This is a genomic window from Streptomyces sp. NPDC007157, from assembly GCF_040634235.1.
GTDB lineage: Bacteria > Actinomycetota > Actinomycetes > Streptomycetales > Streptomycetaceae > Streptomyces.
In genome coordinates this window covers 115,678-135,663 of record NZ_JBEYFE010000017.1, presented here as the reverse complement: position 1 = coordinate 135,663, position 19,986 = coordinate 115,678, and the positions used below count along the sequence as shown (strand labels likewise).

The 19,986-nt window shown below is 69.5% G+C and carries 16 protein-coding genes and 3 pseudogenes; 10 read left to right on the top strand and 9 right to left on the bottom strand.

From position 1 onward, the window contains the following. Nucleotides 1–336: 336 nt before the first annotated feature. From ABZ642_RS28600 to ABZ642_RS28590, 3 genes are all read left to right on the top strand, one after another. A complete protein-coding gene (locus ABZ642_RS28600; RefSeq protein WP_360489304.1) occupies nucleotides 337–1,815 on the top strand; it encodes a carboxylesterase family protein in 1,479 nt (492 codons plus the stop codon). Between the two features lie 388 nt (nucleotides 1,816–2,203). Continuing rightward, a complete protein-coding gene (locus tag ABZ642_RS28595; RefSeq protein WP_360489303.1) occupies nucleotides 2,204–2,908 on the top strand; it encodes a hemerythrin domain-containing protein in 705 nt (234 codons plus the stop codon). After that, nucleotides 2,905–3,882 (top strand): hypothetical protein, encoded by a 978-nt coding sequence (locus tag ABZ642_RS28590; protein WP_360489302.1) that lies wholly within the window; start codon nucleotides 2,905–2,907, stop codon nucleotides 3,880–3,882. The genes ABZ642_RS28595 and ABZ642_RS28590 overlap by 4 nt, the downstream gene beginning before the upstream one ends. A 322-nt stretch (nucleotides 3,883–4,204) precedes the next feature. Here ABZ642_RS28590 and ABZ642_RS28585 read toward each other — a convergent pair whose 3' ends face one another. Beyond that, nucleotides 4,205–5,131, bottom strand: coding sequence for a DUF5996 family protein (locus tag ABZ642_RS28585; protein WP_360489380.1), 927 nt, complete (start codon nucleotides 5,129–5,131; stop codon nucleotides 4,205–4,207). A gap of 237 nt (nucleotides 5,132–5,368) precedes the next feature. Here ABZ642_RS28585 and ABZ642_RS28580 point away from each other — a divergent pair, with 237 nt between their 5' ends. Beyond that, nucleotides 5,369–6,223, top strand: coding sequence for an NmrA/HSCARG family protein (locus tag ABZ642_RS28580; RefSeq protein WP_360489301.1), 855 nt, complete (start codon nucleotides 5,369–5,371; stop codon nucleotides 6,221–6,223). On the opposite strand, the pseudogene ABZ642_RS28575 reads toward ABZ642_RS28580, so the two are convergent. The 7 genes and pseudogenes from ABZ642_RS28575 to ppgK form a co-directional block, all read right to left on the bottom strand. Beyond that, nucleotides 6,209–6,484: pseudogene (locus ABZ642_RS28575) on the bottom strand (hypothetical protein); the annotation flags it as partial. The gene ABZ642_RS28580 and the pseudogene ABZ642_RS28575 sit on opposite strands and share 15 nt — an antisense overlap. Nucleotides 6,485–6,496: 12 nt before the next feature. Then, on the bottom strand, nucleotides 6,497–7,906 hold the full coding sequence (gene zwf / locus ABZ642_RS28570) for a glucose-6-phosphate dehydrogenase (RefSeq protein WP_360489300.1): 1,410 nt from the start codon (nucleotides 7,904–7,906) through the stop codon (nucleotides 6,497–6,499). Continuing rightward, complete coding sequence (locus ABZ642_RS28565; RefSeq protein ID WP_360489379.1) at nucleotides 7,828–8,310, bottom strand: 6-phosphogluconolactonase; 483 nt, start codon at nucleotides 8,308–8,310, stop codon at nucleotides 7,828–7,830. Before ABZ642_RS28565 ends, zwf begins: the two co-directional genes overlap by 79 nt. Continuing rightward, nucleotides 8,264–9,277 carry a phosphogluconate dehydrogenase (NAD(+)-dependent, decarboxylating) gene (gene gnd, locus ABZ642_RS28560; protein WP_360489378.1) on the bottom strand — a complete coding sequence of 338 codons (1,014 nt, stop codon included), beginning with the start codon at nucleotides 9,275–9,277 and terminating at the stop codon, nucleotides 8,264–8,266. The genes ABZ642_RS28565 and gnd overlap by 47 nt, the downstream gene beginning before the upstream one ends. Before the next feature lie 115 nt (nucleotides 9,278–9,392). Further along, nucleotides 9,393–9,509 (bottom strand): annotated as a pseudogene (locus ABZ642_RS28555) (hypothetical protein); the annotation flags it as partial. A gap of 190 nt (nucleotides 9,510–9,699) precedes the next feature. Continuing rightward, nucleotides 9,700–11,766 carry a transketolase gene (gene tkt, locus ABZ642_RS28550; RefSeq protein WP_360489299.1) on the bottom strand — a complete coding sequence of 689 codons (2,067 nt, stop codon included), beginning with the start codon at nucleotides 11,764–11,766 and terminating at the stop codon, nucleotides 9,700–9,702. A gap of 51 nt (nucleotides 11,767–11,817) precedes the next feature. Then, the gene (ppgK, locus tag ABZ642_RS28545) at nucleotides 11,818–12,591 is read right to left on the bottom strand and encodes a polyphosphate--glucose phosphotransferase (RefSeq protein ID WP_360489298.1); all 774 of its coding nucleotides are present in this window, start codon (nucleotides 12,589–12,591) and stop codon (nucleotides 11,818–11,820) included. Nucleotides 12,592–12,620: 29 nt separating this feature from the next. Between ppgK and ABZ642_RS28540 the strand changes: the two genes are divergently transcribed. The 3 genes from ABZ642_RS28540 to ABZ642_RS28530 all read left to right on the top strand — a co-directional run bounded on the left by ABZ642_RS28540 (nucleotide 12,621) and on the right by ABZ642_RS28530 (nucleotide 16,033). Next, on the top strand, nucleotides 12,621–13,010 hold the full coding sequence (locus ABZ642_RS28540; protein WP_360489297.1) for an HAD hydrolase family protein: 390 nt from the start codon (nucleotides 12,621–12,623) through the stop codon (nucleotides 13,008–13,010). A 30-nt stretch (nucleotides 13,011–13,040) separates the two neighbouring features. After that, nucleotides 13,041–13,694: a ribose 5-phosphate isomerase A gene (rpiA, locus tag ABZ642_RS28535; RefSeq protein WP_360489296.1), complete on the top strand. Its 654-nt coding sequence runs from the start codon at nucleotides 13,041–13,043 to the stop codon at nucleotides 13,692–13,694. Nucleotides 13,695–13,825: 131 nt separating this feature from the next. Next, nucleotides 13,826–16,033: an FUSC family protein gene (locus ABZ642_RS28530; protein WP_360489295.1), complete on the top strand. Its 2,208-nt coding sequence runs from the start codon at nucleotides 13,826–13,828 to the stop codon at nucleotides 16,031–16,033. A 145-nt stretch (nucleotides 16,034–16,178) separates the two neighbouring features. On the opposite strand, the pseudogene ABZ642_RS28525 reads toward ABZ642_RS28530, so the two are convergent. Beyond that, nucleotides 16,179–16,262: pseudogene (locus ABZ642_RS28525) on the bottom strand (GNAT family N-acetyltransferase); the annotation flags it as partial. A gap of 408 nt (nucleotides 16,263–16,670) precedes the next feature. On the opposite strand from ABZ642_RS28525, the gene ABZ642_RS28520 reads away from it, so the two are divergent. The 3 genes from ABZ642_RS28520 to ABZ642_RS28510 are packed head-to-tail and all read left to right on the top strand — an operon-like array spanning nucleotide 16,671 to nucleotide 19,513. Continuing rightward, a complete protein-coding gene (locus ABZ642_RS28520; RefSeq protein WP_360489294.1) occupies nucleotides 16,671–16,898 on the top strand; it encodes a ferredoxin in 228 nt (75 codons plus the stop codon). Continuing rightward, complete coding sequence (locus ABZ642_RS28515) at nucleotides 16,895–18,286, top strand: FAD-dependent oxidoreductase (protein ID WP_360489293.1); 1,392 nt, start codon at nucleotides 16,895–16,897, stop codon at nucleotides 18,284–18,286. The genes ABZ642_RS28520 and ABZ642_RS28515 overlap by 4 nt, the downstream gene beginning before the upstream one ends. Before the next feature lie 12 nt (nucleotides 18,287–18,298). Beyond that, the gene (locus ABZ642_RS28510; protein WP_360489292.1) at nucleotides 18,299–19,513 is read left to right on the top strand and encodes a cytochrome P450; all 1,215 of its coding nucleotides are present in this window, start codon (nucleotides 18,299–18,301) and stop codon (nucleotides 19,511–19,513) included. The last annotated feature ends 473 nt before the right edge of the window (nucleotides 19,514–19,986 follow it).

Sequence of the window (19,986 nt, the reverse complement as noted above, 5' to 3'; positions counted from 1 at the left end):
CCGTCGAGGGTGCGGCTGCTCGTCGTCGTGCAGTCGCGCGCCACCCCTTGGTCGCAAACGGTCAGACCCCCGTCGGCGGGCCGTCCGGCCAGGGCCGGAGTGTGCCCGCCGGCCCAAACGCGAATGCGCGGCAGCAGCGCATCGGTGTTCCACCGAACCGAAGGAACCAAGATCATGAATGAAACCCACGCGAGGAAATCGCCCTGGCGGAAGTGGCGTCTACCGCTGGCCGCCCTTGGTGCCGGTCTTGTCGCGGCAACCGTGGCAACGATGGGCGCCGGAGCCGCCGAGACCAGCGCCAGTACCGGTCCGGCCGGCTCTGCCGGCGCTCCGGTCGTGACCACCGACGAAGGTGCCGTACGCGGCACGGCCGTGCCCGGCGGCTACACCTTCCGTGGGCTGCCGTATGCCGCCGCCCCAACCGGCGACCTGCGGTGGCAGCCCCCGCACCCGGCGGAGCGCTGGAGGGACGTGCGTGACGCAACCGCTTTCGCGCCGAGCTGCCCGCAGCCCATGTCCACCACCGGGGGCGCGCAGAGTGAGGACTGCCTGTACCTCAATGTCTCCACGCCCGCCGCGGACAACCACCGCCGTCAGGGGCACCTTCCGGTGATCGTGTGGTTCCACGGCGGTGGCCTCGTCACCGGCGCCGGACGCGACTACGACCCCTCGAAGCTGGCCGCAGAGGGCAGCGTGGTCGTCACCGTCAACTACCGTCTCGGTGCCCTGGGCTACCTGGCCCACCCGGCGCTGGCCTCCCATGACGGCTCGTCCGGCAATTACGGTCTGATGGACCAGCAGGCCGCCCTGCGCTGGGTGCAGCGCAACATAGGCCAGTTCGGCGGCAACGCGCACAAGGTGGCCATCGCAGGCGAATCGGCCGGCGGTGAGTCCGTGCTGGCCCACCTCACGTCTCCCGGCTCCCGCGGACTGTTCCAGCGCGCCATCGTGCAGAGCGGCACCTTCGCCCTGAACCAGCTGCCGCTGGCCAAGGCGGAGGACGACGGCAAGACCTTCGCGAACACCGTCGGCTGCACAGACCAGAGCGCCGACTGTCTGCGCAAGGTGCCGGTCGAAGAGCTGGTGGCGAAATACCCACCCTCCTACCCGCGCGCCGCGATCATCGACGGCAAGGTCCTCAAGGAGTCGATCGGCACTTCGCTGGCTGCCGGACGGTTTGCCCGCGTGCCGGTCCTCGACGGGTCCAACCACGAGGAGGAGCAGATCATCCTCGCCACCCGTGTGACCCTCCACGACGGCGCCTACGCGCCGTTGCCCCCGGGCGGGGTGACCGCCGAGAACTACCAGCAGACGATCGCCTCGGTGCTGGGTGTCACCGACGCGCGGGCCAAGGCCGTCGCGGACGAGTACCCGCTCGCCTCCTACGCCTCGCCGACCGCGGCCCTGGGCACACTGCTCGGGGACGCCGACTTCTCCGTCACCGCCGCGCAGGTGGACAAGTGGATCTCCAAGCGCACGCCGACCTACGCCTACGAATTCAACGACGACGCCGCGCCCGCGCGATACCTGAAGGTCAACCCGCCCGTCGCGACGCACCTGTCCGAACTCCCCTATCTGTTCGACCTGCCGGACGCGCCGCTCAAGGACTCGTTCAGCGCCGACCAGGACCAGCTCGCCAAGAGCATGCGCGCCGCCTGGATCCACTTCGCCGCGACCGGCAACCCCTCCACCGCCGCCGTGCACTGGCCCTCCTTCCGCAACACCACGGACGTGAAGTCGCTGGTACCGCCCACGCCGGTCGACGAGAAGGACTTCGCCACCCGGCACCACTACTCCTTCTGGGCCGCCGGATAGTGACCGCACCCTGACGATCGCCGCTCCGCAGCGGCCCAGCCGGTGCGGAGCGGCGATCACGCGGACACCTGCAAGGCGCGGCAGCGCCGACAGCCAAGCGGTACGGACCGACTCGACCCTGCCCGCACCCGGAACCGGCCCACGAACGACGCCGAGCGTCTGAACGTCCACACGCCTGGGCCGAAGTGGCCGAGGGAACCGTCGCCGCGTGGGAGCGCCCACGCTACGAGTGGGGCGCCGTGCGCGGGCGAGTCACCACTACCCACGAGTCAAAGGGGCTTCGGGCCTGGCGGCAGATGGGTCTTTCAATTCGCCGTCGTGTCGTAGCCCGACGGCACCCGCATCGACATCGAACCCACCGCACCCTCATCTGAACAGGTTCCTCAACATGACGATGACCCCCCCTACGGAATCAACGGCGATCGTTGAGACCCGGCTTGCCCATGACGTCCACCGAGCGGCCAGCACCCTGCTGGCTGAGGCGGCCCTCAACCCTTCGGTTCCGCTCAGCGCGCTGGCGCAACTGCGGGACTTCCTTGTCTCGAACCTGGACCATCACCACGAGAGCGAGGACAACGACCTGTGGCCTCGGATCGTTGCGGCTGTGCCAGCCGCTGCGCTCGAGCTCGACTCGCTCAGCGAAGAGCATGAACGACTCGACGCGGCACTCAACCAACTGGCTGCCGTCGCCATGAACGGCAACGGAGCCGGCGGCAACCTGAGTGAGACGGCCAAGCCCACCGCCGACCAGGGCGGGACGAGCGCCACAACAGTCCGTGCCGCGCTGCACGCCGCCGCCGTGACGGTACGCGACCGTGTGCACGACCACCTGGCCCACGAAGAGCCCGTGCTCTTCCCGGCGCTTCGCGACCATCTCACCCCAGCGGAGTGGGAGGACTTCTCACAGCGAGTGATCGCCACCACCCCACCCGTAGCCGGACACCTGATGGTCGGCTTCCTCGATGAAGTGGGCACACCCGCGGAAGTTGACCTGGTGCTTTCGGGTCTGCCAGAGCCGGTGCGCCCGCTTGTCCCCGGCCTGCGCCTCCGGGCAGCAGCAGATCTCGGTATCCTCCGCGGAATCGGCGCATGACCTCCACCCCGCTGAGATGGCCAGATGCGGCAGACGACGTGATCATAGGCGACCTCACCGTGGCGGTCGCCTATGTCACTCCGGCCGGCGGCACTGTGGTCACCAGTGTCTCGCCAGTGGGCCTCGGAAACCGAGAGGCCGGCCTTGTCGGTTTCACCACCTCGCTCGGTTTCCCGAAGAAACTGGAACGGATCCTGCACAACCCGCATGTCTCCCTGGCCTATCACGCGCGTGAACACGGCCTTGCCACGAGCACCTCGTACGTGCTGGCCCAGGGGACCGCGTCGGTCGACTTGCGCCCGACGCAGGAACGTCTGGCCGACCTGATGCAGGCCTCGAAGCCCTTCCTCGGAGAAACGAGGCGTGGGCCGCTGTGGGACTGGCTACTGCGCGAATACCACCAAGAGCGCGTCTTCGTCGACGTCGAACTCGAACGTGTCACCGTGTGGGAGGACTTGGAAGCCCGAGGCGCATGTGCGGTCACGGGGGCCGCTTGGCCTCATCTGCCAACGGAACAGAAAGCACCGAAAAACGGTACCGGCCCACGTCTCGACGTCGCTGCGGTCGCGCGTCGGATCCGCCGACTGCCGCATCGACTGCTGGCCTACCGCGGCGCGGACGGCTCTCCGGTCATTGTCCCTGTACAAGTCACCAGTCACGACAGCGCAGGACTGCACCTCGACATGCCCCCCGGGTTGGTTCCGACTGGCGGCCGTAGAGCCGGGTTCCTTGCTCACGCCTTCCAACCACAATGTGTCGGGGTGGGAATGCGGACGCTCACGGGCTGGCTCACCGTCACAGAGGAGGGCGCCATCTACGCACCTCACACATCCAAGGGTTTGGCGGCACCTCCATACAAGAACCTGCTGACCGTCTCCAACGGACTGCTGGCCAAGTACGGGCTGTGGCGTGCGCAGCGTGACGGCACGTCCGCCCGCCTGCAGGACCTCGCCGTCCGCGGCCCAGCGGAGTGAGCCATGCGGCCCCCAGAGATACTCGGGGGCCGCATTTCCAAGACCGTTTCTCGTCTCGCGGCTCACGCAGTAGATCCGTAGACGCTGCGTTCCGCGGCCCCGAACGCGGCGTTCTCGGCCACATCCGCCGTGGCAGCCTGCTCGACGAGAGTCCTGGTGCCGCTGCCCGACCACCTTCAGCAGCACCCACACCACATGGTCGCCAGGAAGCCACTGGCGCATGTCCAGCGGGAGCAGGAACTGCTGGTCTCGATCGACCGGACGGAAGCCCTTCGCCACCCAGCCATCCGGCGCCGCCGAGAGGCAAGGAGCCAGTGAGGGTCTACCCCTGCTCCCGCCACCGGTTCGGGTCCTCTTCGAGGGTCGCCCGGTCCCAGTCGCCGTGTTCCGCGGCAGCCTCGTAGGTCGTGTGCAGGAAGTCAGCCACTGTCCTGTCCGGGTCGGCCGCGGTGCGCACCGCCTCGTAGGGCAGGAGGAACTGGCCGCGGCCGGGGCTGTAGAACGCGTCGGCCGGGCTGATCGGATGGCCGGCGAAGCCATCCGGCTCGGGGTAGGCGTACGAGTAAAAGGCCCCTTCTTCCCCGCCGCCGGGCCAGAACCCGCAGCTGCTCAACTCGTGGGAGTAGCCCTCCACCATCACCCAGTCACCACAGTTCGGGGCGCCGCCCGGATGCGGTGGGGCCGCGCGTCCCGAGAACCTCGTGCAGGCCAGGTCCATGGCGCCCCAGAAGAAGTGCACTGGGCTCACCTTGCCGACGAAGTACGAGCGGAACTCTCCCAGCACCCGGTTGGCCTGCAGCAATTGCCGCCAGAACAACTGTGCGGCGTTTGGGTCGTAGGAAGCGTGCTGGTGGTCTTCGTCGAAGGGGATCGCCGGGTCCACCTCGTTCGGATGCGCCTGGATCCTTGTCTCGATTCCCAGCTCGCCCAGGGCTTGCATGGTCTCGCGGTAGAAGTCGGCCACCGGTCTGGGCTCCAGGGCCACGGTGCGGTGGGTGCCGTTGCTGCTGCGGATACGCAGTAGATGATCGAGGAAGTCGAACTCGATGTCGAATACTCCGGCACGATAGGGAATCGCCGATGTCGTCAGACCGCGCGGGCTGACATAAAAAGTGACCTGCCACCAGTGGTTGACCAGGGGCGCGTGGGCCAGCCGGATCTTGCCTACGATCTGGGTCCACATGTGCAGGGTGTCCCGGGTCTCGGTCCAGTCAGCGACCCGCAGCTGCGGCCACATCGTCCGCGACATCTGGTCGGAAGTCCCGGCCACAGCGAGCTCCTTCCGGGACAATGTGACACATATTGACCACGGTGCCCTCAGTCAATGAATCAGGCAACCCGGCGCGCCGCACCGGTCACCGGACAGGGACGCTTGCACGCTCCACGAGCAGTCGGTGTTCCGGCATCGCAAGCACACTGATGCAGTTGCCTGGTCCCACTGGTGGCGGCGAGGTCCTGCGGAGTCGATTCGGAAGGACCTTTCATCATGAGCCTTGACCAGCCGATCCTGGTACTCGGGGCAGCCGGGGGACAGGGCGGCGCCGTCGTCCGCGCATTGCGGTCCCGCGGTGCCGCCGTCCGCGGCCTGGTCCGCAACCCTCGATCCGCCTCGGCCCGGCGCCTGGCCGGCCAAAACGTCGAGGTCGTGGGCGGAGATCTCGAGGACCGGGAATCCCTGGCGTCAGCCATGCGGGGAGTAGCCGGTGTCTTCGCGATGACCACGCCCTTCGAGTCAGGACCAGCCGCCGAGATCGCACAGGGCCGAGCCATTCTCGCCGCCGCGCATCAGGCCCGTGTGCCACACCTGGTCTTCAGTTCCGTCGCAGGTGCCGACCAGGACACCGGCGTACCGCACTTCGAGACCAAGGCCGTCATCGAGCGGGAACTGGCCGCAGGCGAGGTGCCCTACACGATCCTGGGGCCCACCTACTTCTTCGACAACGCCCTCGGCGACGAGGAGCGGATCCGCCGGGGGGTACTCGATCTCCCCCTGCCGGCCGACCGCCGTCTCCAGCAACTGGCGCGCCCCGACCTGGGTGCTTTTGCGACCGCTGTCCTCGTCGCGCCCGACGCGTTCGTCGGACAGCGCATCGAGCTCGCCGGCGACGCCCCCACGCCCGGTGACATGGCGACCGCGTTGGGCGCGGCTCTCGGTGGGACTGTTCGGTACAACGAAGTGCAGCTCGACGAGATCGGCAACGACGACATGCGAGCGATGTGGGCGTTCCTGCGCAGCGTCGGCTACGGCGTCGACCTGCCGTCGCTGCACGCCGACCACCCCGAACTTCGCTGGACGTCGTTCGCCGACTGGGCCCGAAGCGCCTTCTCAACGGCACCATGACAGGCAGCCTTCGCTGCGGCCCCGGGATGCGCGGGAACGTGCCGCAGAGTTCGCGCCGACTCGAACGGAGCGCGCCTCCTGGCCGAGCGGTCCCATATCTCCAGCACGCCGTAATTCCATTCTGTGGTTGATACCCAAGGCGAGCATGGTCGCGGCCGGGACGTCGTCGATCCATTCGGCGATCGCCGTGTTGGAGCGGCAGCCGGCCACAACAGCGCAGACCGCCGCGCCCACGACGACCGGCAGCCGGTGCCGCACACCACGCCGAGCTCGTCAGTCGGGAGACCTCGCCGGCAGCCATGGTTCGTGCCATCGCGGGTATCCGGCGACGAGCTTGCTCACTCCCGCCGGTCCCCACGTCCCCTGCCGGTAGCGCTCGGGGTCGCCGGGCGCCTCCAGCAGTGGCTGGACGATGCGCCACGTCTCCTCCACCGAGTCCTCCCGGGTGAACAGGCTCGCGTTGCCCTGCATCGCATCGCTGAGCAGGCGCTCGTACGGCTCGGGTGCCTCACCGAGCTCGGCCGCGAAGAGGAGGTCAAGGTCCACCAGCTGCGTGTCCTGCTTGCCCGGTTGCTTGGCCTGGATGCTGAAGTTCATGCCAGGGCTCGGATCGATCCGCAGGATCCACTGGTCGGGCTCGGGGGCGAACCGCTCCGCGAACGCCAGCCGCGGCGGGCGCTTGAACACGATCCGGATCTCGGTCACTCGCTCGGGGAGCGACTTGCCGGCGCGGATGAAGAACGGCACCCCGGACCAGCGCCAGTTCTCGACCTCCAGTCGCAGCCCGACGAAGGTCTCGGTGCGCGAGTGCGGCTGCACGCCGGGGACCGCCAGGTACCCCTCGTACTGCCCGCGCACGTAGTGGGCCGGGTCGGCGTCCGGGATCGCCCGGAACACGTCAACCCGGCGGTCTCGGAGCGCGTCCGCGTCGGCGGCTGACGGCGGCTCGGACGCCACCAGGGCGAGCAGCTGCAGCAGATGGTTCTGCACGACGTCGCGGAGGGCGCCGACCGGGTCGTAGAAGTGGCCGCGGTCCTCGACCCCGAAGTCCTCGGCCATGGTGATCTGCACGCAGGAGACGTGGTCGCGGTTCCACACCGGCTCGAACACGGAGTTGGCGAACCGCAGGAACAGAATGTCCATCGCCGGCTCTTTGCCGAGGAAGTGGTCGATCCTCAGCAGCTGATCCTCGTCGAGGAGCTGACGCAGCTCGGTGTTGAGGGCGCGCGCCGACGCGAGGTCATGCCCGAACGGTTTCTCCACGACAACCCGGGCGCCCTTGGTCAGCCCGGCGCCTGCCAGGCCCCCGACCACCCGGGCAAACAGCGACGGCGGGATCTCCAGGTAGAAGACCGGGCGCCGCTTGCCGTTGACCGCCTGGGCGAGGCGATGGAACGTCTCAGGGTCGGCGTAATCGCCCTGCACATAGCTGAGTCGGGCGGCGAACCGGGCAAAGACGGTTTCGTCCAGCGGCTCGCCCGTTGCCTTGATCGCCGTGCGGGCGTGGTCACGCAGCGCGTCGTCGGACCAGCCGTCGCGCGCCACTCCGATGATCGGGCAGGTCAGCAGCTTGCGCCGCTCAAGCCGATAGAGCGAGCGGAACGTCATCTTTCGCGCGAGGTCGCCAGTGATCCCGAAAATGACCAGCACGTCCGCGGGAACGTTCGACGAGTTCGAAGCCACCTCATCCTCCTTACGGAGCCGGCACGGCAATGGGGTCGGGCACCATGGTTCTGTCGGCGGCCGGGCGCCGACGCGAGCAGGATCCCGGGCGGCCGCCGCATCCTGAGGTTACGGTCCGGGTCGCCGTCGGGCACGACCCGCTCGTCGACCTGGAACACCGCCACGTGCTCCCAGGGGACATCCTCAGGTGCGAGCCGCGCGAACCTCGCCCATGGCGTGTGCCTCCCGCTGACCGCGAACGTGGATCGGCCGTGTGCTTTTGCACGCGGGCCCGGGCCAGCCGCGCCACGAACGCCGCAGCGGTGCCGGCGACCGCATCGGGGTCGGCGACGACCTCGAGTTCGCGATGCACAGCCCTCAGCCCTTCTTTTCCGCGTGCCCGCCGAATTCGGAGCGCATCGCAGAGAGGATCTTGTCGGTGAACTCCCCGGCCTCCCGGGACTCGAAGCGCTCGTAGAGCGAGGTGGTGATGACCGGTACCGGGACGCCTTCGTCCACCGCGGCGAGGACGGTCCAGCGGCCTTCCCCGGAGTCGGAGACCCGCCCGGCGAAGGCGTCGAGGGAGGGCGACCTGGCGAAGGCCTCGGCGGTCAGGTCGACCAGCCACGAGCCGACGACCGAGCCGCGCCGCCAGACCTCGGCCACCTCGCCGACGTCGATGTCGTACTGGTAGGCCCACGGATCGCGCAGCGGCGTCGTCTCCGCGTCGACCTCTTGCCGCCTTGTGCCGGCGTCCGCGCGCTTGATGATGCTGAGGCCCTCGGCGATCGCGGCCATCATCCCGTACTCGACCCCGTTGTGGACCATCTTCACGAAGTGCCCGGCGCCGTTCGGCCCGCAGTGCAGGTACCCGAGCGGGGCGGTACCGTCGGTCCGGGTCCGGCTCGGTGTCGGCTCGGCGCTGCCCTCGCCGGGAGCGATCGACTTGAAGATCGGGTCGAGGTGGGCCACGACCTCGTCCTCGCCGCCGATCATGAGGCAGTAGCCGCGCTCCAGCCCCCAGACCCCACCGCTGGTCCCGCAGTCGACATAGTGCAGCGACTTGTCGGCAAGACGCTTGGCGCGCGTGATGTCGTCGCGGTAGTAGGAATTGCCACCGTCGATGAGGATGTCGCCGGGCTCCAGCAACGGCACGAGCTGGTCGAGGATGGAGTCGACGATGGCAGCCGGAAGCATGAGCCACAGGGCCCGTGGCTTGTCCAGTTTCGCGACGAAGTCCTGGAGTGAGTCTGCGCCCGTCGCGCCCTCGCCGGCCAGTTCGGCGACGGCCGCCGCGTTGACGTCGGACACGACGCAATGGTGGCCGTCTCGCATCAGCCGACGCACCAAGTTCGCCCCCATCCGGCCGAGCCCGATCATCCCGAGCTGCATGGGCTTGTCTGTCGCCATGGGGTGCCTCCTGGTCCTTGAGCGTGCGGTAGTGCCGGATCAGCGCGTTCGTGGACGAGTCGTGGCCGAGTTCAAGGTCGGTCGCGCCATCGAACTCCGCGATGATCGCGACAGCGAGCACCTTGCCGAGCGCGACGCCCCACTGGTCGAAGGAGTCGATCTCCCAGCTCGTCCCCTGGGTGAACACGCTTCGTTCGTAGAGCGCGACCAGCATGCCGAGCCGGTACGGGGTGAGCACCTCGGCCGGCAGCACCTTCGTCGGGCGGCCTCCATCACCCGGTGCGACGCCACGACCTCGGCTGCCCCCTCGGCACGCACCTCGCCCTCGGTCGTGCCGAAGCCGATCAGGTCCACCGGGATGAGCTTGGTGCCCTGGTGGATTAGCTGGTAGTGCTGGGTTACGTTCACGCCTGCTCCCTGCCGGCGGCCACGCACTCGCGGGCAACCCGGGTGACCTTCTCGGGGGTGAAGCCGAATTTGGTCAGCAGCTGCTTGAGCGGTGCCGATGCCCCGAACGTGTGCATGCCGACGACCGCGCCGCCGTCGCCGACGTAACGGTCCCAGCCGAGGGTCGCCGCCTGCTCGACGGCGACCCGGGCCCTGACCCCGGGCGGGATGACCGAGTCGCGGTATTCCCTGGGCTGGCGGTCGAACAATTCCCAGCAGGGCATGCTGACCACGCGAGCCGCGAGGCCCTCGGCGGCGAGCTCGGCACGGGCCGCGAGCGCGAGTTGGACCTCCGACCCGGTGGCGAGCAGGATGACGTCGGGCTTGCCGTCCGCCGCGTCGACCAGGACGTAGGCTCCCCTGGCCACCCCGGATGCGGCCCCCATCGCGGAGCGGTCGAGGGTCGGCAGTGCCTGACGGGACAGGACCAGCACCGCCGGCTCGTGCCGGAGCGCGGCGACGATCCGCCAGGTCTCGACGACCTCGTTCGCGTCGGCCGGGCGGAACACCAGCAGCCCCGGCATCGCGCGCAGCGACGCGAGCTGCTCGACCGGCTGGTGGGTCGGACCGTCCTCGCCGACCCCGATCGAGTCGTGGGTGAAGATGTGCACGACCGGGATCTCCATCAGAGCCGAAAGCCGAATCGCGCCGCGCGCGTAGTCCGAGAAGATCAGGAACCCCGACCAGTACGGGCGCAGCTTGGTCAGCGCCATCCCGTTCGTGATCGCGGTGGCGGCGTGCTCGCGGATCCCGAAGTGAAGGTTGCGCCCCGAGCGGTCGTCGGCCTGGAAGTCCCCGGCGCCGGGGAACGTGAGGTTGGTCTTGGTGGACGGCGAAAGGTCCGCCGACCCGCCGACCACCCACGGCACGGCTTGGGCAAGCGCGTTGAGCACCTGGCCGCTGGAGTCACGGCCGGCGATGCCCTTGGGGTCGGCCGGGAAGGTCGGCAGCGCGGACTCCCAGCCCTCCGGCAGGTCACGCCGCTGAATGCGCTCCAGCTCGTCGGCGAGATCGGGATGGGCGGTTCGGTAGGCCTCGAATCGAGCCTCCCAGCTCGTCCGGGCTTCGCGACCGCGCGCGCCGACGCCTGCGGCGAAGTGCTCGTAGACGCCGTCGGGAACGAAGAACTCCCTGTCTTCCGGCATCCCGAGGAATCGCTTGGTCGACTTGACGCCCTCCACGCCGAACGGCGCGCCATGTGCCTTCGGGGTGTCCTCGGCCGGCGACCCGTAGCCGATGTGGCTGTGCACCACGATGAGCGTCGGGCGCTCGTTCTCGGACTTGAAGGTGTGCAGCGCGCGGGCCACGGCGTCGAGGTCGTTGGCGTCGGCCACGGTGGTGACGTTCCAGCCGTAGCCGATGAACCGGGCCGCCACATCCTCGGTGAACGTGATGTCGGTGTGGCCCTCGATCGTCACCCGGTTGGAGTCGTAGATCCAGCAAAGGTTCGACAGCCCCTGGTGAGCCGCCAGCGAGGCAGCCTCCGAGGAGATGCCCTCCATCATGCAGCCGTCGCCGGCCATCGCGTACACGTCGAAGTCGAAGACGGTGAAGTCGTCGCGGTTGTACCGGGCGGCGAGCCACTGCCCGGCGATCGCCATCCCGACCGAGGTCGCAACGCCCTGGCCGAGCGGGCCGGTCGTGGTCTCCACGCCGCTGGTCCACCGGTACTCCGGGTGCCCGGGGCAGCGCGAGCCGAGCTGGCGGAACGTCCTGAGGTCGTCGAGGCTCACGGCGGGTCGGCCGAGGATCTCGTAGTCGGGGTCGACAGCCTGCACGCCGGTGAGGTGGAGCAGCGACCAGAGCAACGCGGAGGCGTGTCCTTCCGACAGCACGAAGCGGTCGCGGTTGGGCCAGATCGGATCGGCCGGGTCGAAGCGCAGGAAGCGCTGCCAGAGCGTGTACGCGACCGGGGCGATTCCCATCGGCGTCCCCGGATGGCCGGAGTTGGCCGTCTGGATGGCGTCCATGCACAGCGTGCGGATCGTGTTGACGGAAAGCGTTTCCAGGTCGTTGTTGCTCAATGCGAGCCTCCCTGAAGGTGCCGCCCCTGCGGTCATATCGAGCGCGGCAGACTAGGGTTGAGCTTTCCCGGCCGGGGCGAAGAGCGCCGCGCCGACAATGCCCGCATCGTTCAACAGCTGCGCCGGCACGATCTCGGTCCTGAGCTCGATGTGCGGCAGGAACTTGTCGGCCTTCTTGCTGACGCCGCCGCCGATGACAATCAGGTCGGGCCACAGCAGCCGCTGGACGAGTTCGAGATACGTCTCCAGGCGGTGCGCCCATTTCTTCCACGACAGGTCGTCGCGCTCGCGCACCGACTCCGCGGCCCAGTCCTCGGCGTCCTCGTGGTGCAGCGGCAGGTGCCCGAGCTCGCTGTTGGGCACCAGGAGCCCGTCCGAGAAGACGGCACTGCCGATACCGGTGCCGAGTGTCACCATCACGACGACGCCCTTGCGTCCCTTGCCGGCACCGAAGCGCATCTCGGCGATCCCGGCCGCGTCGGCGTCGTTCACCACCCTCACGTCGCGGCCGGTCGCTCCTGCGAAGAGCTGGGCCGCGTCCGTCTCCATCCAGGCCGGGTCGATATTGGACGTCGTCTGGACTTTGCCGCCCCGGATGACGGCCGGGAGCGTCAGCCCGACCGGTCCTGGGACGCCGATCTGGGAGAGCACTGTCACGACGACGTCCGCGACTGCCCCTGGGGTCGCCGGTTGCGGGGTCGGGATCCGGACCCGCTCACCGATGAGACTGCCGAGCTCGAGGTCGACCGGCGCTCCCTTGATACCGGTCCCGCCGATGTCGACCCCCAGCACGTGGGCCGTCTTGTCAGGAACTGTCTGCGTCACTACCCGCTCCCCTCAGGGGCCGGCCCAAAATGCGTTGTGTGAATTTTGGACGTCAGGCCCCGCAAGAGCTTCGCCACATAATCCTCGATACTCGCATGTATCTCTTATCTTCGCTACATCGCCCTAATAGGGTTGAATGGAATCCTAAGGGGCATATGCAAGCGTCGTGCGCCCGCAAGGGTATTGGCTTTCCACTCCGTTCGAGAGGAACGCGACTGCAACTCAAGCCGGTCGTGGCGGTACCTGCCAGCAACTTTCGGAAATCAATCCGACCGATCCGGCTGTTTCTTGCCGACGTCGACGGCGCTTTGGTCACGAGCGACAAGGTCCTCACCGACCGTGCCGTCCAGGCGGACCACGAGCTCCACACCGCCGGCGTCCTCTTCGCGGTGACCAGCGGGAGACCACCCAGCGCCTGAGGTCTGGCCTGGTCAAGGAGGAGGGCATCCATGAGCGTCGAGCATGAGAAGCGACTTGCCGCCGAGGCCGCGGCCGAGCTCGTAGAGGACGGCATGACCGTCGGCCTCGGCACCGGCTCGACCGTCGCCTACCTTCTGCCTGCGCTGGCCCGCCGCGGGCTGTCACTGCGGTGTGTCGCGACGTCGCCGCGGACCGAGGAGGCGGCTCTGATGCTCGATCTGCGGGTCGAACCGTTCGGCAGCATCGACCGCTTCGACATCACGATCGACGGTGCGGACCAGATAGCGCCGGACGGCTGGCTCGTCAAGGGCGGCGGCGCCGCGCACACCAGGGAGAAGATCGTCGCGGCGGCCGCCGATCGCTTCGTCGTGATCGCCGACTCGAGTAAACGAGTGACAGCGCTGCACCCGCCGGTCCCGCTCGAGTTGCTCGAGTTCGGGCTGGCCGCGACCATGCGCCTGCTCCACCCGGTCTCCCTGCGCAACGCGCCACGCAGCCCCGACGGCGGCGTCATCGCGGACTACCACGGTGCCGTGGACGACCTCGCGGGCGTGGCGGCGCTGCTCGGCGCCACCCCTGGCGTCGTCGAGCACGGCCTGTTCCCTCCGGCGCTGGTCGCCGACGTATTCGTCGCCCGCGGCGACTCAGTCGAGCACCACAACCAGGCCAAGTCCCGCCCCTGAGAGGGTATTCGGTAGGAGTGGATTGCCCGCCGGATCGGCCCCGGGTGCGCGGTGGCCGGGCGAATCCGCCCCGCCTACCGTGATGAGTGGGGGCAGGCGTGCGCTGTGCCGAATGAACGAGGAGGCCGCGGGTGCCCTTTGGCGGTGGCCTGGAGTGGCTGAAGGCCCGTGATCCGGGTCTGCGGGCGGTGCGTCGTTCGGTCCGGGTGACGCTGGTGGCGTGTGCGGGCTTCTATGCCGCCCGCTACGGCCTGGGGAACCATGTCGCGGCGATCTACGCGCTGTTCGGAGCGATCGCCTCCGGGGGGATGTCCTTCGTTCCGGGTACGCCGCGTGAGCGCGCCCGCACGCTGCTGGCGGCGCTGCCGGTCGCGGCCGCGCTGGTCACCCTGGGCACCGTGCTCGCGGTGCACTCGTGGACGGCGGCCCTCGGGATGCTCGGAGTGGGCTTCCTGGTGACGTTCGCGGGGGTGGGCGCGCCCCGGATCGGGGGGCTGGCAGGCGGCCTCCAGGCGTTCTACATCCTGGCGTGCTTTCCGCCGTACGCCCCCGAGACGCTGGGAGCGCGCCTGGTCGGGCTGGCGACCGGGATGGTGCTGATGGCGGCGGCGGAGATGTGGCTGCTGCCGGATCGCCCGCCGGGGCGTTACGCGGACCGCCTCGAACGCGCCGCGGCGCTGGCCTCCGGGGCGCTGCGGGCTCTCGCAGCGGAGCCGCGGTCACCGTTCGACAGCCCGGAGCGGCTGGTGTCGGCGTCGCAAGAGCTGCGGCTGAGCCGGGTGCCGGACGACGAGCGCCCGACGTCGGCGTCGGCGCGGGACCGGGCGCTGTGCCAGGGTGCCACCTACATGCGTCATCTGCTGGCCCAGACCTGGCAGTTGACGCAGGACGCCCGCGAGGCGCCCGGCGCCCGCGACCCCGCGGCGTCCCGGCTGCTGCACGCGTCGGCCACCACATGCCGCGGCGTCGCTCTCGGGCTGTCCGGCCGGGGGCCCGCGCCTTCCGACGCCCCGTACACCGCGGCCGCGGCGGACTTCGAAGCCCACCGCATCCGCCCGCCGACATGGGGCGCCAACAGCGCGGCCGTGGTGCGCGGCGGCGCGATCGCCCTGGACATCGCGTACACCGGGGCTCTCCTGGTCACGGCGGTGCGGATCGCACTCGGCGCGCCCGTGCCCGCGGACGCGACGCCGCCCGCGGAGCGGCCGGGCCCGTTCTGGTACGTAGGGCGGCCTACGCTCTCGCTCTACGCGCGGCGCCTGCAGGCCCATCTCACGCCGCGGTCGGTGTACTTCCAGAACTCCGTCCGGATCGCGCTGGCCCTGGCGGCCGCCCGGTTGGTCGTGGGCGCGCTCGATCTGTCCCATGGCCTGTGGGCGCTGCTGGCCACCATCACCGTGATGCGCACCAGCGCCACGGGTACCCGTACGGCGCTGTGGCCGGCGTTCGGCGGCACGCTCGCGGGGGCCGCCGCGGCAGCTGTGATGCTGTACTCCGTGGGCGACCACGTGGCGGCGTACGCGGTCGTGATGCTGCCCCTGTACCTCCTGGCGTTCTCGGCGGGGCCCGTGCTCGGCATGGGCTGGGGCCAGGCGTTCTCGACGATCGCCTCGGTCGCCGCCTTCGCCCAGCTCGCTCCCACCGGGCCGGGGGTGGCCGCAGTCCGGTTCACGGACATTGTCATCGGCGGCGTCATCGGCGCCCTTGTGGGGCTGCTGGCCTGGCCACAAGGCGGCACCGGGGAGCTGCGACGGGCCTGCTCCCGGCTGCTGGACCAGGGCACCCGTGCCGTCACCGAGATCATCGACACCATCGCGGGGGACCGGACGGCCGGCGACGCGCTGGCTCGGGCCCGCCTCGCCCAGGTGATCGCGGAGGCGAGCTACGCGCAGTACGCCACCGAACGCGGTGCCCCGGACCCGGAGCACCCTTCCGGCACGTCCGTCGACATGGACTGGATGGCCATCATGCTCGCCGGGAACCGGGTGATCACCATGGGGCAGACCCTGGTCGACCACTGCCCACCGGGCGCGCTGGCGGCCTGGCCGCGCAGCGCCGCGCATCTGCGGGACGCCGCGCACCATTTGCGGCTGATAGCGCTGCCGCTGATGCACGACCTGCGATCCCGGAAGGGGCGCCCCGCGCCCGCCGAGCCCCCGGATCCGAATCTGCCGACGGACCGCGCCGTCATCGCCGACGTGTGCGCCGCCTCGGACGGCGGGGCGCCCGACCCGCTGCTGTACTACGCCGTCGACGCAGCCATCTGGCTGGCGAGCCTGCAGCGGGTGGTCACGGCGATCCGTCCGTCCGTGGCAGGGCAGACAGCAGCGCGGGGTTGACGACGGCGAGGATCGTGGCGACGTCCTCACGGGGCACGGCGGGCCATGGGACGATGCGGGCGCCCGGCGCTTGGCGGCCGGCCGCAGCTGCTGCTCCCTCGCGGGCCGGGCTTCCCGGCCCGGGTGGCTGTTGTGAACCTTGCCGGTGACCGGCCCGCACCGAGGTGGTGTCGGCGGCATGGGCGTACCGGGCGCTTTCGAAGTTCTTCCGAATCCCGGCGTACGACAGTACGTGCTCGGCGGTGACCCGCCAGGGTGCGAAGGCGCGGTGGACAGTCTCTTCGGCAAGCCCGTACACCCAGCCCAAAGGCACGCTTCACCCATTCGGTTCAACCCTCGGCCGCCGGGGTGACCGACGCCCGCGCGTCCCATTTCCGGAGTGCGGACGACCTGCGTGCGGGATAGGCTTTTGACGGCAAGGTCAGGTTATCCGGGCGGTTTTGCAGACGCCCGGGCCTCATTCGCAATGATCAGTTCATCCTGCGGAGACCTTTGACGTGCGTGGTGCACCCCCTTCGCGTTCGCAGGGGTGAGCAGCAGCCGATTCCCTTCTTCGAAGGCGTGCCCCGCGCTTTGGGCGCTGTAGTGGTGCTGCCTCTGGGGCCCGCAGCTTTGCGTCCCTGAAATGGAGTTCGGGATGAGAGTTGTCGTTGATCTTTCCCGGTGTCAGGGGTATGCGCAGTGCGCGTTTCTGGCTCCGGACGCTTTCCGGATGCACGGCGAGGAAGCGCTGATGTACGACCCGAACCCCGATGATGCCCAGCGCGAGCAGGTGCTGCGCGCCGCGGCGGCCTGCCCGCTCCAGGCGATTCTGGTCGACCAGTTGGAGGGGCGGGACGCACCGGTGGGGGCGTCCCGGTCATGACCAGCGCCGACACCCTGAAGGGGTTCAAGCGCGACGGCCGGGTCGTGATCGTCGGGGCGTCACTGGCGGGCCTGCGAGCCGCGGAGGATCTGCGCGACGAGGGGTTCACGGGGTCGTTGACCATGATCGGTGACGAGTTGGGGGAGCCTTACGACCGGCCCCCGCTGTCCAAGCAGGTGCTGACCGGGTGGGTGCCGGCCGGGGGCACCACGCTGCCGCGACGTCGTGACATCGATGCGGAGTGGCTGCTGGGCGTGCCCGCCGACGGGCTGGACCTGGCGGCCAACCACGTGCATCTCGCTGACGGCCGCGAGGTTCCCTTCGACCGGGTGCTGATCTCCACCGGGGTGCGGGCCCGGCCCTGGTTCGTCGAGAGCGAGGCGGCCCTGGACGGGGTGTTCGTCGTCCGCACGCGCGAGCACGCCGACGGCCTGGCGCGAGCCCTTGCCGCCGGGCCCTCCCGCGTCCTGGTCATCGGCGCGGGCTTCACCGGCTCCGAGATCGCCTCCATCTGCCGCGAGCGGGACATCCCGGTGACCGTCGCCGAACTCGGGCCGGCCCCGCTGGTCGGGGCGCTCGGCGCCATGATCGGCGAGGTCGCGACGGAGATGCAGCGCACCCACGGTGTCGACCTGAGGTGCGGCGTCAAGGTCACCCGGCTGGAAGGAGACGCGCAGGGGCACTTTCGCCGCGCCCACTTCGACGACGGCAGCACCGTCGACGCCGACGTGGCGGTGGTGGCGCTCGGCGGCATCCGCAACACCGAGTGGCTGCGCGACTCGGGACTGGCGGCAGGCCCGTGGGGCATCGCCTGCGACACGGGTTGCCGCGCCCTCGACCTCAACGGCCTGATCACCGACGACATCTTCGTCGCCGGAGACGTGGCCCGCTGCCCGAACCCCATCTACGAGTACCGGCTCATCTCCCTGGAACACTGGGTCAACGCCGTGGAGCAAGCCAAGGTCGCGGCCCACAACATGGTCAGCGCCCAGGCGGACCGCTGGCCGCACCTGTCCATCCCCACGTTCTGGTCGATCCAGTTCGGCGTCAACATCAAGTCCGTCGGCGTACCGACCTTCGCCGACGAGGTCGTCGTCACCCAGGGATCCGTGCCCGACCACCGCTTCGTCGCCGCATACGGCTACCGGGGCCGCGTCACCGCGGCAGTCAGCTTCAACAATGCGAAGTGGCTGGACCACTACCGGCAGTTGATAGAGACGGCCGCGCCCTTCCCGCCGCCCTGCCCCACCCCCGACGAGCCCGCCGACGCGAAGCCGGTCCCCGTCGACTTCCCCGGCCCCGCTCTGCTCGCCCAGGGCGCCACGGTGGTCGTCACCGGCCACGACCCGGGCGAGCGGCGTGTCACGGCCGCGTGGCAGCACCGGTAGGAGGGAAGCGACATGACCACGACCGAGACGCCTGACATCCTGCCCCGGATCCTCGACTACTCCGCCCGGGCCGACCCCTACCCGCTGTACGCCGAACTGCGCGAGACGCCGGTGGCCCTGCAGGAGGACGGCAGCTACGTCATCAGCACCTACCGCGAGCTCAGCGGCATACTGCACGACCCGCATCTGAGCTCCGACGTCCGCCACCTGTCGCGGCCGATGGCCACGGCCGAGGGACGTACCACGCCGTCGTTCATCAACCTCGACCCACCCGAGCACGACCGCCTGCGGCGCCTGGCGATGCGCCACTTCGGCCCTCCGCACACCCCGGGGCTGGTGACCGGCATGGAACCCGACCTGACCGCCACCATCAGCGGCCTGATCGACGACTTCGCGGGCAACGAGCGGATCGACATCGTCGACGACTTCGCCTACCCGTTCCCCGTCACGGTGATCTGTCACTTGCTCGGCGTGCCGCGCGAGGACGAACCGCGGTTCCACGTGTGGGTGAACGCCATCGTCGACTCGCTCGACTACGATCCCAAGACCGACCCGCAGGAGAAACTGGACAACGGCGTGCAGGCCACCAAGGACCTGCGCCAGTACCTCGGCGGTCTGCTGGAACAACGCCACGGCCGGCCCGGCGACGACCTGCTGACACGGCTCGCCAACGACGACGGACCCGACGGGCGGATGACCGACGACGAAATCGTCAGCACCGCGAACCTGCTGCTCATCGCCGGCCACGAGACCACCGTCAACCTCATCACCAACGGCATGCTGACGCTGCTGCGCCACCCGCAGGTGCTGCAACGGCTGCGCGAGGAACCGGGCCTGGTCGTGTCGCTGGTCGAGGAACTGCTGCGCTACGAGCCCCCCGTACACATCATTCCGTGGCGGGCTGCGTACAGCGACATCACCGTAGCCGACACCGTCATCCCCAAAGGCTCGCAGATCATGCTCATGCTCGCCTCGGGCAGCCGCGATCCCGACCGCTTCCACGATCCCGACCGCTTCGACCCCGATCGGCAGGACAACCAGCACCTGGGCTTCGGCAGCGGCATCCACCTGTGCTTCGGTGGCCCACTGGCCCGGCTGGAGACCCAGACCGCGCTGAACGAACTGGTACGCCGCCTGGACCGGCCCAGGCTGGTCGCCGACCCGCCGCCGTACCGGCCCAGCCCCATCCTGCGAGGCCCCATCCATCTGAACATCGAACAGAGTTGACGCACATCGAGCGGAGCTGACGCTGCCCGCGGCAGCCGCGGGCATCCCCATACGCGTCGGCGCCCTGCTCACCTCAGTGACCGCTCTTCAAGGGTCTTCCCAGGCGAGCACAGCGCGTGAAGCATCTGTTCACGGTGTTCGCAGCCGGTGTTCTCATGGCAGGCGACGCGGTGATCGGCACCGCGGGGGACCGCTTCGGCCCACGACTCCGATCGACAGCCTCCGACCACCACTTCGGTCGCGACCGCGGCGACGGGACGTGGTGCGGCTCCCGTGCCAAGGCCGCACGTCGTGGCATCCCGCAGCGCACAACTCATGTGACGGACCGTCAGTATCAGTTGCTCTCAGGGATGGTTCGGCGGGAAAGGTCCGCGCACGTTGCATGCGGCCGACGGGCCGTCGACGGCCGGACCGTGGGCGGGTGATCGCCGATCGCCTCGACGCGGCAGGAGTCACGGAGATGCAAGATAGTG

Bases quoted from the DNA above. Each gene is read 5' to 3' on its own strand.
- ABZ642_RS28595 (WP_360489303.1), top strand. From the start codon at position 2,204: ATGACGATGACCCCCCCTACGGAATCAACGGCGATCGTTGAGACCCGG.
- ABZ642_RS28590 (WP_360489302.1), top strand. From the start codon at position 2,905: ATGACCTCCACCCCGCTGAGATGGCCAGATGCGGCAGACGACGTGATC.
- ABZ642_RS28585 (WP_360489380.1), bottom strand. From the start codon at position 5,131: ATGTCGCGGACGATGTGGCCGCAGCTGCGGGTCGCTGACTGGACCGAG.
- ABZ642_RS28580 (WP_360489301.1), top strand. From the start codon at position 5,369: ATGAGCCTTGACCAGCCGATCCTGGTACTCGGGGCAGCCGGGGGACAG.
- gnd (WP_360489378.1), bottom strand. From the start codon at position 9,277: ATGCAGCTCGGGATGATCGGGCTCGGCCGGATGGGGGCGAACTTGGTG.
- ABZ642_RS28540 (WP_360489297.1), top strand. From the start codon at position 12,621: ATGCGTTGTGTGAATTTTGGACGTCAGGCCCCGCAAGAGCTTCGCCAC.
- rpiA (WP_360489296.1), top strand. From the start codon at position 13,041: ATGAGCGTCGAGCATGAGAAGCGACTTGCCGCCGAGGCCGCGGCCGAG.
- ABZ642_RS28520 (WP_360489294.1), top strand. From the start codon at position 16,671: ATGAGAGTTGTCGTTGATCTTTCCCGGTGTCAGGGGTATGCGCAGTGC.
- ABZ642_RS28515 (WP_360489293.1), top strand. From the start codon at position 16,895: ATGACCAGCGCCGACACCCTGAAGGGGTTCAAGCGCGACGGCCGGGTC.
- ABZ642_RS28510 (WP_360489292.1), top strand. From the start codon at position 18,299: ATGACCACGACCGAGACGCCTGACATCCTGCCCCGGATCCTCGACTAC.